Here is a 16609-nt window from a genome sequence, read left to right as displayed (position 1 = left end):
TTTTTGTGTTTGTGTGTCAGTTGATGTGTGTCAGGCTGACGGCTTTGCCCGAGTGGTGGTCTTTTTGGCTGAGTACGGTTTGCAGGGTGATGCTGCTGAGGTATTGGTTGATGGTGCGGTTCAGATTTTCCCACAGGTCGTGGGTAAGGCAGGGTGCGCCGTTGTGGCAGTTGGCTTTGCCGCTGCACAGGGTGGCATCGAGCCTGTCTTCGGCGGCGGTGATGATTTGCGCAATGCTGATTTCGCGGGCATCGGCAGCCAGTATGTAGCCGCCTCCGGGGCCGCGGATGCTGTCTACCAGGCCGGCGCGGCGCAGTTTGCCGAAGAGCTGCTCCAAGTAAGACAGGGAGATGTTTTGGCGTTCGCTGATGTCGTTCAGCTTCACCGCGCCGTTTTGCGCGTGCATGGCCAAATCAAGCATGGCGGTAACGGCGAAGCGTCCTTTGGTGGTCAGTCGCATGGTTTGTGCTGTTATTTCTTGTCGGGCGGGATTTTGCGATAGTTGAGTGAATCAGTCAAGTATTTACATCTTTTTTGACCAAAATCAATTAGTAATAGCATTCCAAATGATATGTGTTTGCGTCAATCGGGCGATTCGGATAGAGTGCGCGGCTTCCGCTTAGTGCAAAGGCCGTCTGAAAACGCGTCATGCGGCAACCGGCAGCCGAATCCGAACCAACCAACCGAACGAAAGGAAAAGGGCAGATGCGCGATTTAAGCAAAATGACCTGTATCGAAGACCTGCGCCGCGTGGCGAAATTCAAAATGCCGAAGATGTTTTACGACTATATCGATTCCGGCTCGTGGACGCAGTATACCTACCATATCAACACCACCGATTTCACGCCCATCCAGTTCCGCCAGCGTGTGTTGGTGGATATGGAAGGCCGTTCGCTGGAAAGCGAAATGCTCGGGCAGAAAGTGAAAATGCCGCTGGCTATCGCGCCGACGGGTTTTACCGGCATGGCGTGGGCCGACGGCGAAATCCATGCTGCGCGGGCGGCGGAGAAGTTCGGTGTGCCGTTTTCCCTGTCCACCATGTCTATCTGTTCGATTGAAGACGTGGCGGAAAACACTTCCGCGCCGTTTTGGTTTCAGCTTTATGTGATGCGCGACCGCGAATTTATGGAAAACCTGATTAAGCGTGCGCAGGATGCCAAATGTTCCGCCCTGATCCTTACCGCCGACTTGCAGGTACTCGGACAGCGGCACAGAGACATCAAAAACGGCCTGTCCGCCCCGCCCAAACCCACCCTCATGAACTGCCTCAATCTGGCTACCAAATGGGAATGGTGCTGGAATATGATGCACACCGAACGCCGCACGTTCCGCAACATCGTCGGCCATGCCAAAAGCGTCGGCGATTTGTCGTCGCTCTCTTCCTGGACGGCGGAACAGTTTGACCCGAGTTTGAGCTGGGACGACGTTGCCCGCATCAAAGACTTGTGGGGCGGCAAGCTCATCATCAAAGGCATTATGGAGCCGGAAGATGCGGAATTGGCCGTCAAACACGGCGCGGATGCGATAGTCGTGTCCAACCACGGCGGCCGCCAGCTCGACGGCGCACCTTCCACCATCGACGCGCTGCCCAATGTCGTACAGGCTGTCGGCAGCCAAACCGAAGTATGGTTTGACAGCGGCATCCGCAGCGGACAGGATATGCTCAAAGCCTGGGCATTGGGCGCACGCGGCTGCCTGACCGGACGCGCCTTCCTTTACGGACTAGGCGCATACGGCGAAGACGGCGTACGCCGCGCACTCGAAATCCTGTACAAAGAAATGGACGTTACCATGGCCTTTACCGGCCACCGCAACCTCTCCGGCGTGAACACGGACATTCTGGTGGACGGCACCTATCCCCTGCCGGCCCGCTGATTGTCCGTCCGGCAGCAAAATGCCGGCAGGCCGTCTGAAAAAGCCGCTCCGACAAAGTGCAAACCGCCTTTTCAGACGGCCTGAAATATAGTAAAAAGGCCGCCCCGCAGATGCGGGGCAAAGTTTTTGCAGACATACCGACAGCCAACCCAGAAAGCCACCTTCCATGAGCAGAATCCGAGCAGCCTTTTCCCGCCTGAACGGCGGCAAAGCCCTCATCCCCTACATTACCGCCGGAGACCCCTGTCCCGACACCACCCTGCAACTCATGCACGCGCTTGCCGCCGCAGGCGCGGACATTATCGAATTGGGCGTGCCTTTCTCCGATCCTATGGCCGACGGCCCCGTTATTCAACGGGCCGCCGAACGCGCCCTGGCGCAGGGCGTATCGCTGCAAACCGTGCTCGGCATCGTGCGCCGTTTCCGCGAAAGCAATGCCGATACCCCCGTCGTACTGATGGGCTATCTCAACCCCGTCCACAAAACAGGCTACGCCGCCTTTGCGCAAGCCGCAGCCGAAGCAGGCGTTGACGGCGTGCTGACTGTCGACAGCCCCATCGAAACCATCGCCCCGCTGCACGCCGAACTGCAACAGCACGGTATCGATACCATCTTCCTCGTCGCCCCCACCACAGGCGAAGAACGCATCGCCGAAATCGCCCAACTCGCCGGCGGCTTCGTTTACTATGTTTCCCTCAAAGGCGTTACCGGCTCCGCCGCGCTCGACACCGCCGACGTGGCCGCCAAACTTGCCGTATTGCGCCGCCACATCAGCCTGCCCATCGGTGTCGGGTTCGGCATTTCCGATGCCGCAAGCGCGAAACGTGTGGCCGAAACGGCAGACGCGGTCATCGTCGGCAGCCGCATCGTACGCGAAATCGAAGCCAACCCCGGCCGCGAAGCCGAAGCCGCCGGCGCATTGGTAAAGGAATTGAAAGCGGCGGTGGAGGCCGTCTGAAAGCGGCGTTCCAACGAAGTTAAAACACGCCGCCGTATGGCCTTGCCTAAACCCCCTTATTTGACTACCATCCGCCCCTTTCCACCCAACCACCGCCCGACGGCGCAACAGGCCGTCTGAAACGGAGCAAACCATGAGCTGGCTCGACAAAATCCTCCCGCCCAAAATCAAACGCGAAGGCAAAGGCGAATCCGCCGTACCCGAAGGGCTGTGGCACAAATGCCCCTCCTGTGCCGCCACCGTGTACACCACCGACCTCGTGCAGAACGACAAAGTCTGCCCGAAATGCAGCTACCACAACCCCCTGGGTGCACGCGAGCGCATCAACCTGCTGCTCGACGACGAAGGCCGCGAGGAAATCGGAGCCGCAGTCAAGCCCACCGACATCCTCAAATTCAAAGACAGCAAAAAATATCCCGACCGCCTTACCGCCGCCAAAAAGGCCACCGGCGAAGACGACGCGCTGGTGGTCATGAAAGGCCGTCTGAACGGCCTGCCCGTTGTTGTGGCCGCCTTTGAATTCCGCTTTATCGGCGGCTCTATGGGTTCCGTAGTCGGCGAACGCTTCGTGCAGGGCGTGCGCCGCGCCGCCGCCGACGGCTGCTCCTTCATCTGCGTGGCCGCATCCGGCGGCGCAAGGATGCAGGAAGGCCTCAACTCGCTGATGCAGATGACCAAAACCAGTGCGTCGCTGCACCTTTTGAACGAAAAAAGCCTGCCTTTCATCTCCGTGCTGACCGACCCGACCATGGGCGGCGTGTCCGCCAGCTTTGCCTTTCTCGGCGACATTGTTATTGCCGAGCCCAATGCGCTGATTGGTTTTGCCGGCCCGCGCGTTATCGAGCAGACCGTGCGCGAAACCCTGCCGGAAGGCTTCCAGCGCGCCGAATTTCTGCTGGAAAAAGGCGCGATCGACCAAATCACCGACCGTCGCGAAATGAAAGCACGGATTGCCGATATGATTACCCTGCTGCGCCGCGAACCCGCTGCCGCATAGTGTGTTACTGCAAACAGGCCGTCTGAAAACCGGATTGGGGTTTTCAGACGGCCTCTGCCGTTGGGCAGCGTGTGTCGCGCAGCGACACACGCGGTTTCTGCTGTTTGCACGGTGGGTTGGACAATGGAAAACGAAGCCGTTTGAAAGCACGTATTTGCTGTGTTTGAAATGTCGTTTTTCGGTTTCAGACGGCCTGCTTGCTATGGCGCGGACGCGTGCGTCGCCTGTGGGCGACACACCCTACCGTTAGACCGTTATGCAGTTGGGGCAGTATTGGGTTTGTTATAAATACACAAACAGAGGCCGTCTGAAAATCAAGTTTTCAGACGGCCTCTGCCGTTGGGTAGGGTGTGTCGCGTAGCGACGCACGCGGTTTCTGCTGTTTGCACGGTGGGTTGGACAATGTAAAACGAAGCCGTTTGAAAGCAGGGATATGCTGTGTTTGAAATGTCGTTTTTCGATTTCAGACGGTCTGCTTGCTATGGCGTGAACGCGTACGTCGCCTTGGGGCGGCACACCCTGCCGTTAGACCGTTATGCAGTTGGCAGGGGGGAATTTGGTTTGTCATAAATATACAAACAGAGGCCGTCTGAAAATCAAGTTTTCAGACGGCCTTTTGTTTTGTCTGTGTCAGACACCGGCTGCTTTGGCGGCATCGGCGCGGGTGGCGATGACTTGGTCGATCAGGCCGTATTCTTTGGCGGCATGGGCGGACATGAAGTTGTCGCGGTCGGTGTCGCGTTCGATTTTTTCGATCGGCTGGCCGGTGTGCTTGGCGAGAAACTCGTTCAGCGTCTGTTTCAGTTTGATGAGTTCGCGGGCGTGGATTTCGATGTCGGAAGCCTGTCCGCCCAAGCCGCCGCTGATGAGCGGCTGGTGGATCATCACGCGGCTGTTGGGCAGGGCGAAGCGTTTGCCTTTCGCGCCGGCGGAAAGCAGAAACGCGCCCATGCTGGCGGCCTGGCCGAGGCAGAGGGTGGATACGTCGGGCTTGATGAAGTTCATGGTGTCGAAAACCGACATGCCGGCCGTTACCGAGCCGCCGGGGGAATTGATGTAGAAGAAGATGTCTTTGTCGGGATTTTCGCTTTCGAGAAACAGCATTTGCGCCACGACAAGGTTGGCGGTGTGGTCGTTTACCGGCCCGACCAGAAAGATGATGCGCTCTTTGAGCAGGCGGGAGTAGATGTCGAAGGCGCGTTCGCCGCGCCCGCTTTGTTCGATGACGGTGGGGATGAGGGTGTTGTTGCTGATTTCGGGAAACATATTCCGCTCCTTGGTTGGGAATCCGTTTGGAAAAAGCACCAAAGCGCGTCGGCTGCTTCGGTGCTTTGTGTCGCAGGGGGTGTGAAAACCGTTTCAGACGGCCTTTCAGGCGTTGCCCATCACTTCGTCGAAAGACAGGGTTTTTTCGCTGACTTTGGCTTGGGACAAAACGTAGTCGGTAACGTTGGCTTCCACGGCCAGCGAAGTCGGGCCGTCGAGGCGGCTTTTCTCGGCGTGATACCACTCGACGACTTCCTGCGGATCTTCGTAGCTTTCGGCAAAATCGGCAATCACGGCATCGATTTGCGCGGGTGTCGGCTCGAGGCCGTTGGCGCGTACGAGTTCGGCGAGAATCAGGCCGAGGCGGATGCGGCGTTCGGCCTGTTCTGTGAACATATCGGCAGGCAGATCGAGGTTTTTCGCGTCGGCCATGCCCTGGTTGATGAAGTTCTGCTTCATTTCGGCCGCCAGGCGGGCGGCTTCGTCGGCAACCAGTGCGTTGGGCACGGGAAATTCGCTGACGGCCAAGAGGGCATCCATTGCGGCTTCTTTGTTGCGGGCGGCGATGCGGCGTTTGACTTCGCGTTCGACGTTTTTCTTCACTTCGGCACGCATGGTTTGGACGTTGCCGTCGGCGATGCCCAGTGCTTTGGCAAACTGTTCGTCCACTTCGGGCAGTACGGGTTCGGCGACATTGCGTACGGTGATGGCGAAAACGGCGGTTTTGCCGGCTACGTCTTTGCCGTGGTAGTCCTCGGGGAAAGCGACCTGGACATCTTTGCTTTCGCCTTCTTTCAGGCCGTTTACGCCTGCTTCAAACTCGGGCAGCATCTGGCCGTTGCCGAGGATGAAGGCGTAGTTTTGGGCGGTGCCGCCTTCAAACGCTTCGCCGCCGATGGTGCCGGCAAAGTCGATGATGACGCGGTCGCCGTTTTGTGCGGCGCGTTCGGCACGGTTGAAGCGGGTGCGCTGGCGGCGCAGGATTTCGATGGTTTTTTCCACTTCGGCATCGCTTACGGCGGCATCGGCTTTTTCGATTTCCTGTGTGGAGATGTCGCCGATTTTCACTTCGGGGAATACTTCGAATATGCCGGCAAAATGGAAGTTTTCCTGATCTTCTTTGCCTTCTATGCCTTCGAGACGGGGCATTCCGGCGATTCTCCAGCCCTCGGCGGCTGCGGTGTCGAAGAACACTTTTTGTGCCAGCTCGTTCATGACTTCGGTTTGGATGCCTGCGCCGTACATAGACTGGATCATACCCAGCGGGGCTTTGCCCGGACGGAAGCCGTCAATGCGGGCGCGGCGGGCGGTTTGTTTCAGACGTTTGTTGTATTCGGCGTTGATGTCCGCCCACGGCAGGGAGAGGATGGCTTTGCGTTCCAGATTTTCCAGTGTTTCTAATGTTACGCTCATGGTAAACCCTTAAATTGGTTTCGGTTGGTCGGGCGGGCAGGGCAGGGGCTGCCCGCAGGGTGTCTGTGCCTGCGGTTTGCGCAGGCAAAATAAGGGCGCGATTCTAGCACAGTTTCCGTTTTCTTGGCACAGGATGACGTTTTTTGTCAGGGAAGGATGAGGCCGTCTGAAAAGGCTCGCGCTTGGCCGGATTGGCGTTTTCAGACGGCCTTTTTTAATGTTTTGCCGGACTCAGAAGCCGTTTTCCATCAGGATTTGGCCGGGGATGCGGTTGCGGTGCATGGCAAAGCCCATGTTGAGGAGGGTTTGGAAGGTGTCCTGCACCATGGCGGGGTTGCCGCAGATCATGAAGCGGGTGTCTTCTTTGGCAAACGGGAAACCGGCGGCGGCGGCGAGTTTGCCGTTTGCCAGCAGCTCGGGCAGGCGTTGGTGCAGAGCCGTGCCGCCGGTTTCGCGGGTGAGGACGGGGATGAAGGTCAGGCGGCCGGCATATCCGCCTACCAGCGGGTGTCCGCACAGGGCGGCGATGCGGCTGTTGAAGATGAGTTCGTCGGCGTGGGAGACGGAGTGGGCAAGGACGAGTTTGTCGAAACGCTGCCAGATTTCGGGCTGTTCGAGGATGGAGAGGAAGGGGGCGATGCCCGAGCCGGTGCAGAGCATGACGAGCTTGCTGCCGTCGGGGAAACGTTCGGGCAGGAGGAAGCCGGTGGCGGTTTTGTCGAGCAGGATGGTGTCGCCTGCCTGCATGGCGGCGAATTTTTCCGACATGGCTCCGCCGGGGATGAGCACGGCGAAGTATTCGAGGGTGTCGGCGTATTCGGCGGAAACAACGGAATAGGCGCGCCATATGTAGCCTGCGCCGTCGGTAAAGCCGAGGCGGGAAAACTGCCCGGCAGAGAAGCGGTAGGCTTCGGGGCGGGAGATGGCGAAGGTAAGGAGCTTGGGTGTGTGGCGTTTGACCCACAGCACGGTTTCTGCTGTGTATTTGGCTTCGGGGGAGGCGGCCATTTTCTGTTCCTCGGGATGTGTGCAGGGGGCGGATTATACAGAAAGGCCGTCTGAAAAAGCCGTTTTGCGTTTTCAGACGGCCTGTTTGCGGCGGGAACGCGTGCGTCGCCTGAGGGCGACACACCCTACTTTTGCAGTTGGCAGGGCGGATGTTTTTTTATTTGGTTTGCGGTGAAGACACAATTACAGAGGCCGTCTGAAAACCGAATGTTCAGACGGCCTGTTGCGCTGCGGCGGTATCAGCCGCGGCCCAGCAGTTTTTTGGCGCGCGCGATAACGGGCGCGTCCACCATTTTGCCGTCCACCTGGAATACGCCGGAGCGGTTTTGCTCGGCTGCGGAGAGCACTTTTTCGGCGAAAGCCGCCGATTCGGGAGTCGGCTGCAGCAGGATTTTGGCGAGGGCGACCTGTTTGGGGTGGATGCATAGCATGCCGCCGAAGCCGATGTCGCGCCAAAACTCTGTGTGGCGGCGCAGGCCGTCGTCGTCGGAAAAATCGGGGAAGACGGTTTCGATGGGGGGGAAGAGGCCGTTGAGTCGGCTGTGCAGCAGCAGCTCGATGCGCAGGTGGTTGAAGAAGGTGCCGGCGGCGGGGGTGCCGAAGTTGAGGCCGAGTTCGTTGGTCAGATCGAGACAGCCGTAGGAGAGGGCGTGCAGCCCCTGCGCGAAGGCGATTTGGGGCAGGTTGAGTATGCCTTTGGCGGTTTCGATCAGGGCGATGACGGGTTTGCCGCAGGCCAGATGCAGGGAGGTGATGTCGGCGGGGCGTTCGGCTTTGGGCAGGAATACGCCTTTTACGGCGGAAAGCTCGGTCAGGGCTTCGCAGTCGCGCGGGAAGCGGCTGCTGTCGGCGGAGTTGGTGCGCAGCCAGATTCCGCGTGCGCCGCTGCTGCCGCAGTAGGCCGCGAGATCGAGTGCGGCCTGGTCTTTGTCGGCTTCGGCCAGCGCGTCTTCCCAGTCGACGACGACTTCGTCCGCGCCGATGCCGAATGCGTTGGCAATCAGATCGGTGCGGTTGCCGGGAACGAAAAGAAAAATTTTCGGGGCGCACCCTTCCTGCATATGTTTTCCTTGTCTGCGTCGGTGTGGCTGCCGCCGTATTTTCAGACGGCCTGCGGTTAAAAAATGTTATTATATGCCGATTTCTTAACAAAAGGGTTGCAACTATGAGCAGACAGATTATCCATACCGACAAAGCCCCCGCCGCCATCGGTGCGTACAGCCAGGCCGTGAAGGCCGGCAATACGGTGTATTTGAGCGGCCAGATTCCGCTGGATCCGGCCACGATGGAAGTGGTCGGCGACGGCGATTTCCGCGCCGAGGCACATCGGGTGTTTCAAAACCTGCGGGCGGTGGCCGAAGCGGCAGGCGGCTCTTTGGACGATATTGTGAAGCTGAACGCCTATCTGACCGATTTGTCGGAATTTGCCGTGTTCAATGAGGTGATGGCCGAGTATTTCGCGCAGCCGTACCCCGCCCGCGCCGCCGTCGGCGTGGCCGCACTGCCCAAAGGGGTGCAGGTGGAGGCCGAAGCGGTGATGGTGCTGCCGTAAGCTCCGCTAGGGAAAGAGGCCGTCTGAAAATGCCGTTTCCGGTTTTCAGACGGCCTCTGCGGCGTTTTGCCGCCGCTTGTCCGTTTTGTTTTCGGAACACGTTTTATGAAGCTGCCTGCCAATCTCGATTTGAACCTGCTCAAAGCCCTGTATGTGCTTTTGGAGGAACGCAACGTAACCCGCGCCGCAGGCCGGCTGGCCTTGTCGCAGTCGGCGGTGAGCGGGATGTTGGCGCGGCTGCGGCTGTATTTCGGCGACGAGATACTGGTGCGCACGCCGCAGGGCATGGTGCCGACGGAGCGTGCCGCCGCCTTTGCCGCGCCGCTGGCGCGGATTTTCGGCGAGATAGACGCGCTGGTGCGGCCGGCGGATTTCGATCCGGCGGCACAGGATACGGTGTTCAGAATCGGCGTGGCCGACGACGGTTTTTACAGCGTCGGCATTCCTTTTTTGCGACGGCTGCAGACGCTTGCGCCGAATGTGAAAACGGCGTTTTTCAACCTGCACCGCGGGCAGATAGAGGAAAAGCTGGCGCATGGCGCGCTGGATGCGGCGGTGGTGGCCCCCGTGGCCGCGCCGGAGCGGCTGCGCTATAAGGTGCTGTACCGCGAACGCTTTGTCTGCGCGATGCGGATCGGCCATCCCGTTTTGCGGGAAACGTGGGATGCGGACACGTTTTGCCGCCCGAGTTATGTGCTGGGTTCGTTTTTCGGCGGCGTTTTTACCGGTGCGGCAGATGAGACGATCGCGCGGATGGGGCTGCGGCGCAATGTGGCGGTGTCGGTGCAGAGTTTTGCGCAGATTCCCGCCATTCTGCGCCAAAGCGATTTGCTGGCCGTGGTGCCTTCGCGTTTGGTGCGGGGCGAAGAGGGACTGGAAGTGCGCGAAGTGCCGTTTGCGATGGACGGATACGACGAGCTTTTGGTGTGGCACGAACGCAGCCATGCCGATCCGGCGCACCGCTGGCTGCGGGAGCGGCTGGCGGAAGCGGCGGAGGAGGGCGGGGACGCGCAAAAGGCCGTCTGAAACGGTGTCCGGACGGCCTCGGAGCTGCGGGGCGGTTTAGAGATCGAGATGGGAAGAAATGATTTTGCCGTCGGCGGCATTGACGCGCACTTCGTGTTTCTGTGCGCCGTTTACGGTTTCCACTTCGTACACGGGCCGGCCGCGCTTGTATTTCAGTTCCGCATCTTTGGCTTTACCGCCTGTTTCCGCCTCGGCGGCGGCGATGGCCTGTTTCAGCGACACGGCCACATTCGGCACGGGGCGGCGCGGTTTGCTGTCGTAGTCGGGGCGGCTGTCGATGATGCTGCCTGTGGCCGCATCGACAAACACTTCCTGCTGTGCCGTGCCGTCGGCAATCTCAACCTTATAGTAGCTGCGGCCGTGTTTGTAGCGGAAATCCACTTCCACAGGCTGCCCTTTGGTTTTGGCGGCGGCATAGTCCACCGCTTGTGCCGCGCTGATTTTCGCCTGGGCGAAAGCGGCCTGTTTGCCGGCAGGCGCAGCGTCTGCGCTATAGGCCTCGCAGGGGGCGGCGGGTGCGCCGGGGCAGGTTTGGGACGGGCCGGCGAAAGCCGAGCCCGCACAGGCGGCGGCCAAGACGGCGGCGATGAATTTTGGGTTACGCTTAAAAATGTTTGGGGCTTTCATCATGCTTCCTTTCGGCAGATAAAGTCGGACGGGTGTGCGGAGGGATAAAATCAGCGGTCGCGCCGTTCTTTGATGATTTTCAAATCGGGATAAGACAGCAGGATCTCGTATTCGCGGCCGTTTTTATAGGCTTCCACTTCCAAAACGGGTTTGCCCCAATGGTCGTCGGCTTCGATTTGGTGTATCTGGTAGCCGCGTTTTTCCAGTATTTTGACGGCGGCTTCCCGTTTTTGTCCGAAGGCCGGATCGCTGTAAACCTGCTGTTCGATGCGGTCGTCGGCAGTGGCGGCGGCGGCGGCGGCGGCGGTCAGGATGGTGAAGATGAATTTTTTCATGATGGTTTCCTTTGATGAAATTAACGGATTTCTCGGCTTCGGGAAGTTTGTCCCTTGCGATGGAGCGCATTAAACCAAAGCAAGATTAAGCGAATCTTAAAGTAGGAAAATTTCTGCGGCCTATTTTGCAATACAATGTTTTTAAAATATATTTAAATCAAACGGAGCAAGCGTGCGCATACTTTTGATCGAAGACGACCCGCATATCGGCGACGGCATAGCCGCCGGTTTGAACAAGCTGGGCATGGCGGCCGACTGGTTTTCAGACGGCCTCGAAGGGCTGGCCGCCGCTTCCGCCGCTCCTTACGATGCCGCAGTCTTGGATTTGGGCCTGCCCAATATCGACGGCATGGACATTCTGCAACGCTGGCGCGCCGGCGGCATCGCCATACCCGTGCTGATTCTGACCGCCCGCGACGCGCTGCCCGACCGTCTGGCCGGCCTGAACGGCGGCGCGGACGATTATTTGTGCAAACCTTTTGCGCTGGAAGAACTCGCCGCGCGGCTGAACGTCTTGGTGCGGCGTAGCCGCGGGCGTGCCGACAGCATCCTGCAATTCGGGCGGCTCACGCTCGATACCGCCGCCAAAACCGCCGCGCTCGACGGCAGGGTTTTGGATTTGACCGCCCGCGAATGGCGGCTGCTCGAAATGCTGGTGTCCAAGCCGGCGCACATCGTCAGCCGCGCCCAAATCGAAGACAAACTCTACGGCTGGGATCAGGAAGTGGACAGCAACGCGGTGGAAGTGCACATCCACAACCTGCGCAAAAAAATCGGCGCATCGGCCATCAAAACCAAGCGCGGCTTGGGCTATATGCTGGGCGACGCGCCGTGAACACCGTTTGAGGCCGTCTGAAAAGCGCGGGGCGGCGCACGCGCTCCCTGACGCAGCCGCACTTTCTGCTACTCCGTTTCCCAACCTGCCGACCGAAGAAAAACCATGAACTGCTGGCAAATCCTGAACATCGCCCCCACCAACGACGAACGCGCCGTCAAACGCGCCTACGCCGGGCTGCTGAAAACCACCCGCCCCGACGACGACGCGGCGGCCTACCAGCGGCTGCGCCAAGCCTTTGAAGACGCACTGGCCGCCGCCCCCTATGTCGGCGCGGACGAAGAAGACGGCGACGCTTGGATGTTTGACGAATGGGACGAAGCAGAAGAAACGGCGTATCCGGACGAAGCGGAACAGGCACAAAGGCCGTCTGAAAACGGGGAAGCGTTTGAAAACGCGGCATACGGCTTTTCAGACGGCCACGCAAGCGAACTTTGCACCGCCGATGAATTTATCGCCCGCCTCCACCACATCCACCGCCTTGCCGACGGGCGCGGCCTGCTGAAACTGTGGCCGCAGCTTGCCGCACAGCTTGCCGCCCTAAACGAAGAAGAAGAACGCGCCCGCGCCGCCGCCCATCTGGCAGAGTGGCTGGAACGCCCGCACGGCCTGCCGAAAAAGCTGCAAACCCTGTGGCGCAAAGAATGCCGCATGGCGGGACTGGACATCAGGCCGTCTGAAAACGAAACGGGCGGCAGCGGTAACAGTGTTTCCGACGGCTTCGACACGCAATACCAAGCCATCGCCGCCCAACTCGAAGCGTGGTATGAAGCGGGCGGGCTTTCCATGCTGATGCGCCGCCGCAGGCAGACCTTTGCCTTTTTCAACGCATTTGCGCCCGAAGAGTGCGAACGGCTCGAACAGGAAACCTTCCGCTTCCTGCTGCGCCACCAGCTGGCCGACAGCCCGCTGCGGCAGCATTGGCGCGAATACTTCCGCCGGCGTGCCGCCGGACAAAGCAGCGTTTCCCCCGAATACGGCGCACAAGCAGGTGCGGCGGGGTTTGCGCAGGCAACGCAATATCTGCACGAATACGGCGGGAACGGCGGTTTTGATGCAGGCGGCGATCCCCTTGCCTTTGCCGAACGCTGTTATGCCGTCGGCGGCAGCAATGCGCTGGCGCAAAGCTGGCCGACGCTGCACGAAATACTCGACGGCCTGCCGTTGGGCGCGGCGCAGGAGCTGTCGCCGCAGTTTGCAGACTTTCTGCGCCTACGCAACATCATCCATCCGCTGCTGTGGCTGCAGTGGGCGGACTATTTCCACTGGGACGAAGACGTACACGGGCGCATCATCACGCCCGCAGAAACGCAGCAGCTCACGCACTACCGCCGTCTCGCCCGCCTGACGGGCGGAGACGGCGGCGCGGACTTGGCCGGATTTCCCGTTTCAGACGGCCTTGCGGCAACGCCGTCCCCGCATGATGCGGAGGGCGGCACCGAAAGCCCGCGCTACACCCGCGCCTTCGACCGCTTCCTCGGCAGCAGCCCCGGCTTCTGGCGCAGATTCCGCGCCGTCTGCGCCGTGATGGTGGTGTGGCCGGAGCTTTCCGGAGAAACCGACGAAGACGAACGCGCCGCGCTGGCCGTTTTCCGCCCCGCGCTTGCCCGCCTGCTCGAATGGGGCGGCGAATGGCGCGGCGCGTGGCTCATCGTCATGGTCTCCGCCTTCCTGACTTTCGGCGTGTGGGGCTATTCCGTCGGAGAGAGCGAGCCTGCCGGTATCCAACTGCTGTTTGCCGGCCTGGCTGCCGCCGCCGTCGCGTTGGCCGCCTCTGCGGCTTATATGCTCGGACTGGGCGCACTTTTCTATGTCCCGCTGCTCGGCCGCTTCCTTTCCGACAAATGGTCGGCGGTGAAATACAGCGCGAAAGCCGCGCCCGTCTATCTGTTTACCCTGCCGGCCCTCTTTGCCGTCCTGCTGCCGTTTTCCGAACGCTACGGCGAAGGCACGCCCGCAGAGTTTCTCCTCTTCTGCGTCCTTGCGGCCGGCTGGACGTATTATTTCCTCTTTTTCAGCGACAAAAACGGCAAAAACGACAATATCAACTGGATACTGGCCAATCTGCCGCTTACCGGCCTCGGCTTATGGATTGCCAAAACCGATGGCGGACTACCCGCCCAAGCCGCCTGCATCCTCTGGTTTAACGCCGCGCTGTATCTGCTGTTTGCCCATATGGCGCACTATGCCCGCGCCGTCCGCTTTATCCGCCGCGCCGCCTGTTTTCAGACGGCCTCCCTGCCGCTGCGCCCCTTTGCCGCCCTGGCCGCCGGCGTATTGTGGATATTGCTGCTGCCCGCCCACGCAGCCCGTGCCGCCATCGCAGGGCAGTACGGCCTCATCTTTGAAACCGCCGCCGCCGCGCTGATTCTGCTGCTGTTCCTGCCCGAAAGCGTCCCACAGCTCGGCCTGCTGCTTTATCCCGCCCTGCTGCTCGTCGTGTGGCTGCGGACGCTGGCATCGGCACTGATACTGCGCCTGCTGGAAAAAAGCCCCGCCCCCTATTAAAAGCAAGAAGCCGTCTGCCAAGCGAAACCGCGTTTTCAGGCGGCCTGTTGCGCCATTGGAAAGCCCCCGTCCGATTCCGTATAATCCGCCCTCCGAAAACACATTGCGACACAGGAAAACAAAAAATGGATTACCGATACATCGTGGTCGAAGGATCGATCGGCAGCGGCAAATCCGAGCTGGCGCGGCGGCTGGCCGCATATTTTGACGCGCTGTATCTCACCGAAAGCCCCGAAACCAACCCCTTTTTGGAGCTTTTTTACCAAAACGCCGCCAACCACGGCCTCGCCGCCGAACTGCATTTCCTGCTGCGCCGTGCCAAAGCCATTGAAATCATCAACGCCGAAGAAGCCAAAAACGGCCGCGTCGTCGCCGATTTCCTGCTGGAAAAAGACAAAATTTTCGTTCCCGTCGTCCTCGACGACAACGAAAACGCCAACGAACAAACCCTGTTTTGGGAAACCAAGCACAAAATCATGCCCGAAATGCCCGTACCCGACCTGGTTATCTACCTGCAAACCGGCGACACGGCGGCAGGAAAACGCCCGCGCACACACGGCGGCGGCGCACCCCACCTCTTCCCCGAAGGCTACCTCGGCCGCATCAACGAAGAATACCGCCGCTTCTTCCACCTCTACGACAACGCCCCCCTGCTCATTGCCAACAACGACGAAATGGACTTCACCGACAACGACGACCACTTCGAGCTGCTGCTGCGCACCATCAGCCATATGCAGGGCAACCGCCACTACCTGAACCTGAAAGACATCTGAAAACCCCGTCCCGACGGCACGGCGATACACACAGGCCGTCTGAAAACTTCCCGCACCACACCGAGAAACCCCACATGATCACCGTAAACACACTCAAAAAAATGAAAGCCGCAGGCGAAAAAGCCGTCATGCTCACCGCCTACGAAGCCTCCTTCGCCGCCCTGATGGAAGAAGCCGGAGTCGAAATCCTCCTTGTCGGCGACTCGCTGGGCATGACCGTGCAGGGACGCGCCTCCACCCTGCCCGTTACCCTCGACGAAATGTGCTACCACACCGCCGCCGTCGCACGCGGTGCGAAAAACGCCATGATAGTTGCCGACCTCCCCTTCGGCTCCTATCAGGAAAGCAAAGAGCAGGCCTTCGCCTCCGCCGCCCGCCTGATGGCCGCCGGCGCACACATGGTCAAACTGGAAGGCGGCGTATGGATGGCCGAAACCACCCGCTTCCTGCAACTGCGCGGCATCCCCGTCTGCGCCCACATCGGCCTCACCCCCCAATCCGTCCACGCCTTCGGCGGCTACAAAGTACAGGGCAAAACCGACGGCGGCGCGGCACTGAGGGCCGACGCGCAGGCACACGACGAAGCCGGCGCGGCCATGATCCTGATGGAATGCGTCCCCGCCGCCCTCGGCAAAGCCGTAACCCAAGCCGTGTCCGCCCCCACCATCGGCATCGGCGCGGGCGCGGACTGCGACGGACAAGTTCTCGTCATGCACGATATGCTCGGCATCTTCCCCGGCCGCACCGCCCGCTTCGTCAGAAACTTCATGGAAGGCCAAACCAGCATACAGGCCGCCGTGGCCGCCTACGTCCAAGCCGTAAAAAACCAAACCTTCCCCGCCGCCGAACACAGCTTCTGAGCAGACACGGCGCGTGCGGGAATCCCCAAGCGTTCCGCTCGACGGCGTACCCGTTTGCCAAACAAAAGGCCGTCTGAAAACCGTATTTCAGGTTTCAGACGGCCTTCGTTCGTGCAGCAAAAACGCCTGCGTGGCAAGCGACATCCTATGGACAAACCGCGCTGTGTTTGTTTTTTGTCAACGGAAAATACCATTTTCTGTGAGTTCAAACTGGATACGGTGCGATTGCTTTTAAGGCCTTCAAGAGAATATGCTTTTGATATAAAAGGATATTCTTATGGTTATTTTGACAGTTGTCTCTACAAAAGGGGGAACGGGTAAAACAACGCTGACGGCGGCTCTGGCTGCGGTGCTGGCGGATATGGGGTTCAGGGTGCTGATGGTTGATACCGACACGCAGGCATCTTTGAGCAAATACTATCCGCTGCACCGCCGCGCGCCCAATGGCACAGTTGAACTGCTGCTGGGCAAAAACGACGAAGCGTCCATAAATCAGCAGCGGAACGGGCGGTAATTGCGAGTACAAAAACAGGAAGGGTTTTCTTTGGGTACTCTTTTTTATTTTACAATTAGTTA

The 16609-nt window shown here is 59.7% G+C and carries 17 protein-coding genes; 10 read left to right on the top strand and 7 right to left on the bottom strand.

Annotated elements, in window-relative coordinates; genetic code table 11:
* Positions 1 to 16: 16 nt before the first annotated feature.
* A complete protein-coding gene (iscR, locus tag DYE40_RS10670; RefSeq protein WP_115309086.1) occupies positions 17 to 460 on the bottom strand; it encodes a Fe-S cluster assembly transcriptional regulator IscR in 444 nt (147 codons plus the stop codon).
* Between the two features lie 245 nt (positions 461 to 705).
* Between iscR and DYE40_RS10665 the strand changes: the two genes are divergently transcribed.
* The 3 genes from DYE40_RS10665 (at position 706) to accD (ending at position 3830) form a co-directional block, all read left to right on the top strand.
* A complete protein-coding gene (locus tag DYE40_RS10665) occupies positions 706 to 1875 on the top strand; it encodes an alpha-hydroxy acid oxidase (RefSeq protein WP_115309285.1) in 1170 nt (389 codons plus the stop codon).
* Positions 1876 to 2041: 166 nt separating this feature from the next.
* A complete protein-coding gene (gene trpA, locus DYE40_RS10660; RefSeq protein WP_115309085.1) occupies positions 2042 to 2833 on the top strand; it encodes a tryptophan synthase subunit alpha in 792 nt (263 codons plus the stop codon).
* A 133-nt stretch (positions 2834 to 2966) separates the two neighbouring features.
* Positions 2967 to 3830: an acetyl-CoA carboxylase, carboxyltransferase subunit beta gene (gene accD / locus DYE40_RS10655; RefSeq protein WP_115309084.1), complete on the top strand. Its 864-nt coding sequence runs from the start codon at positions 2967 to 2969 to the stop codon at positions 3828 to 3830.
* Positions 3831 to 4460: 630 nt separating this feature from the next.
* Here the strand turns inward: accD and clpP are convergent.
* From clpP to DYE40_RS10635, 4 genes are all read right to left on the bottom strand, one after another.
* Positions 4461 to 5096: an ATP-dependent Clp endopeptidase proteolytic subunit ClpP gene (gene clpP, locus DYE40_RS10650; RefSeq protein WP_115309083.1), complete on the bottom strand. Its 636-nt coding sequence runs from the start codon at positions 5094 to 5096 to the stop codon at positions 4461 to 4463.
* A gap of 105 nt (positions 5097 to 5201) precedes the next feature.
* The gene (gene tig, locus DYE40_RS10645) at positions 5202 to 6509 is read right to left on the bottom strand and encodes a trigger factor (RefSeq protein ID WP_115309082.1); all 1308 of its coding nucleotides are present in this window, start codon (positions 6507 to 6509) and stop codon (positions 5202 to 5204) included.
* Between the two features lie 231 nt (positions 6510 to 6740).
* Entirely contained in the window at positions 6741 to 7517 is a 777-nt protein-coding gene (locus DYE40_RS10640; RefSeq protein ID WP_115309081.1) for a ferredoxin--NADP reductase, read from the bottom strand.
* A gap of 239 nt (positions 7518 to 7756) precedes the next feature.
* A complete protein-coding gene (locus DYE40_RS10635; RefSeq protein WP_115309080.1) occupies positions 7757 to 8578 on the bottom strand; it encodes an HpcH/HpaI aldolase/citrate lyase family protein in 822 nt (273 codons plus the stop codon).
* A 104-nt stretch (positions 8579 to 8682) separates the two neighbouring features.
* Here DYE40_RS10635 and DYE40_RS10630 point away from each other — a divergent pair, with 104 nt between their 5' ends.
* Both DYE40_RS10630 and DYE40_RS10625 read left to right on the top strand, forming a co-directional pair.
* Entirely contained in the window at positions 8683 to 9069 is a 387-nt protein-coding gene (locus tag DYE40_RS10630; RefSeq protein ID WP_115309079.1) for a RidA family protein, read from the top strand.
* A gap of 105 nt (positions 9070 to 9174) precedes the next feature.
* Entirely contained in the window at positions 9175 to 10095 is a 921-nt protein-coding gene (locus tag DYE40_RS10625; protein WP_244731321.1) for a LysR family transcriptional regulator, read from the top strand.
* Positions 10096 to 10131: 36 nt separating this feature from the next.
* Here DYE40_RS10625 and DYE40_RS10620 read toward each other — a convergent pair whose 3' ends face one another.
* Both DYE40_RS10620 and DYE40_RS10615 read right to left on the bottom strand, forming a co-directional pair.
* Positions 10132 to 10725 carry a PepSY domain-containing protein gene (locus tag DYE40_RS10620; protein ID WP_115309078.1) on the bottom strand — a complete coding sequence of 198 codons (594 nt, stop codon included), beginning with the start codon at positions 10723 to 10725 and terminating at the stop codon, positions 10132 to 10134.
* A gap of 47 nt (positions 10726 to 10772) precedes the next feature.
* The gene (locus DYE40_RS10615; RefSeq protein ID WP_115309077.1) at positions 10773 to 11057 is read right to left on the bottom strand and encodes a PepSY domain-containing protein; all 285 of its coding nucleotides are present in this window, start codon (positions 11055 to 11057) and stop codon (positions 10773 to 10775) included.
* A gap of 172 nt (positions 11058 to 11229) precedes the next feature.
* On the opposite strand from DYE40_RS10615, the gene DYE40_RS10610 reads away from it, so the two are divergent.
* The 5 genes from DYE40_RS10610 to DYE40_RS10590 all read left to right on the top strand — a co-directional run bounded on the left by DYE40_RS10610 (position 11230) and on the right by DYE40_RS10590 (position 16547).
* Complete coding sequence (locus DYE40_RS10610) at positions 11230 to 11892, top strand: response regulator (protein WP_115309076.1); 663 nt, start codon at positions 11230 to 11232, stop codon at positions 11890 to 11892.
* 105 nt (positions 11893 to 11997) lie between these two features.
* Positions 11998 to 14400, top strand: a complete 2403-nt coding sequence (locus DYE40_RS10605) for a hypothetical protein (protein WP_115309075.1) — start codon at positions 11998 to 12000, stop codon at positions 14398 to 14400.
* A 125-nt stretch (positions 14401 to 14525) separates the two neighbouring features.
* Complete coding sequence (locus tag DYE40_RS10600) at positions 14526 to 15173, top strand: deoxynucleoside kinase (RefSeq protein ID WP_115309074.1); 648 nt, start codon at positions 14526 to 14528, stop codon at positions 15171 to 15173.
* Positions 15174 to 15247: 74 nt separating this feature from the next.
* The gene (panB, locus tag DYE40_RS10595; protein ID WP_115309073.1) at positions 15248 to 16033 is read left to right on the top strand and encodes a 3-methyl-2-oxobutanoate hydroxymethyltransferase; all 786 of its coding nucleotides are present in this window, start codon (positions 15248 to 15250) and stop codon (positions 16031 to 16033) included.
* A 277-nt stretch (positions 16034 to 16310) separates the two neighbouring features.
* Positions 16311 to 16547, top strand: a complete 237-nt coding sequence (locus DYE40_RS10590; RefSeq protein ID WP_115309072.1) for a ParA family protein — start codon at positions 16311 to 16313, stop codon at positions 16545 to 16547.
* The last annotated feature ends 62 nt before the right edge of the window (positions 16548 to 16609 follow it).

Origin of the sequence: Kingella potus (genome assembly GCF_900451175.1) — a bacterium.
In the GTDB taxonomy this organism is placed as follows: Bacteria; Pseudomonadota; Gammaproteobacteria; order Burkholderiales; family Neisseriaceae; genus Neisseria; species Neisseria potus.
The sequence above is the reverse complement of the archived record's forward strand: the minus strand, read 5'-3'. Positions and strand labels throughout refer to the sequence as shown.

What these genes read in the sequence shown, in the direction of transcription:
- iscR (WP_115309086.1), bottom strand. Translation starts at nt 460, where the DNA reads ATGCGACTGACCACCAAAGGACGCTTCGCCGTTACCGCCATGCTTGAT.
- DYE40_RS10665 (WP_115309285.1), top strand. Translation starts at nt 706, where the DNA reads ATGCGCGATTTAAGCAAAATGACCTGTATCGAAGACCTGCGCCGCGTG.
- trpA (WP_115309085.1), top strand. Translation starts at nt 2,042, where the DNA reads ATGAGCAGAATCCGAGCAGCCTTTTCCCGCCTGAACGGCGGCAAAGCC.
- accD (WP_115309084.1), top strand. Translation starts at nt 2,967, where the DNA reads ATGAGCTGGCTCGACAAAATCCTCCCGCCCAAAATCAAACGCGAAGGC.
- clpP (WP_115309083.1), bottom strand. Translation starts at nt 5,096, where the DNA reads ATGTTTCCCGAAATCAGCAACAACACCCTCATCCCCACCGTCATCGAA.
- tig (WP_115309082.1), bottom strand. Translation starts at nt 6,509, where the DNA reads ATGAGCGTAACATTAGAAACACTGGAAAATCTGGAACGCAAAGCCATC.
- DYE40_RS10640 (WP_115309081.1), bottom strand. Translation starts at nt 7,517, where the DNA reads ATGGCCGCCTCCCCCGAAGCCAAATACACAGCAGAAACCGTGCTGTGG.
- DYE40_RS10635 (WP_115309080.1), bottom strand. Translation starts at nt 8,578, where the DNA reads ATGCAGGAAGGGTGCGCCCCGAAAATTTTTCTTTTCGTTCCCGGCAAC.
- DYE40_RS10630 (WP_115309079.1), top strand. Translation starts at nt 8,683, where the DNA reads ATGAGCAGACAGATTATCCATACCGACAAAGCCCCCGCCGCCATCGGT.
- DYE40_RS10625 (WP_244731321.1), top strand. Translation starts at nt 9,175, where the DNA reads ATGAAGCTGCCTGCCAATCTCGATTTGAACCTGCTCAAAGCCCTGTAT.
- DYE40_RS10620 (WP_115309078.1), bottom strand. Translation starts at nt 10,725, where the DNA reads ATGATGAAAGCCCCAAACATTTTTAAGCGTAACCCAAAATTCATCGCC.
- DYE40_RS10615 (WP_115309077.1), bottom strand. Translation starts at nt 11,057, where the DNA reads ATGAAAAAATTCATCTTCACCATCCTGACCGCCGCCGCCGCCGCCGCC.
- DYE40_RS10605 (WP_115309075.1), top strand. Translation starts at nt 11,998, where the DNA reads ATGAACTGCTGGCAAATCCTGAACATCGCCCCCACCAACGACGAACGC.
- DYE40_RS10600 (WP_115309074.1), top strand. Translation starts at nt 14,526, where the DNA reads ATGGATTACCGATACATCGTGGTCGAAGGATCGATCGGCAGCGGCAAA.
- panB (WP_115309073.1), top strand. Translation starts at nt 15,248, where the DNA reads ATGATCACCGTAAACACACTCAAAAAAATGAAAGCCGCAGGCGAAAAA.
- DYE40_RS10590 (WP_115309072.1), top strand. Translation starts at nt 16,311, where the DNA reads ATGGTTATTTTGACAGTTGTCTCTACAAAAGGGGGAACGGGTAAAACA.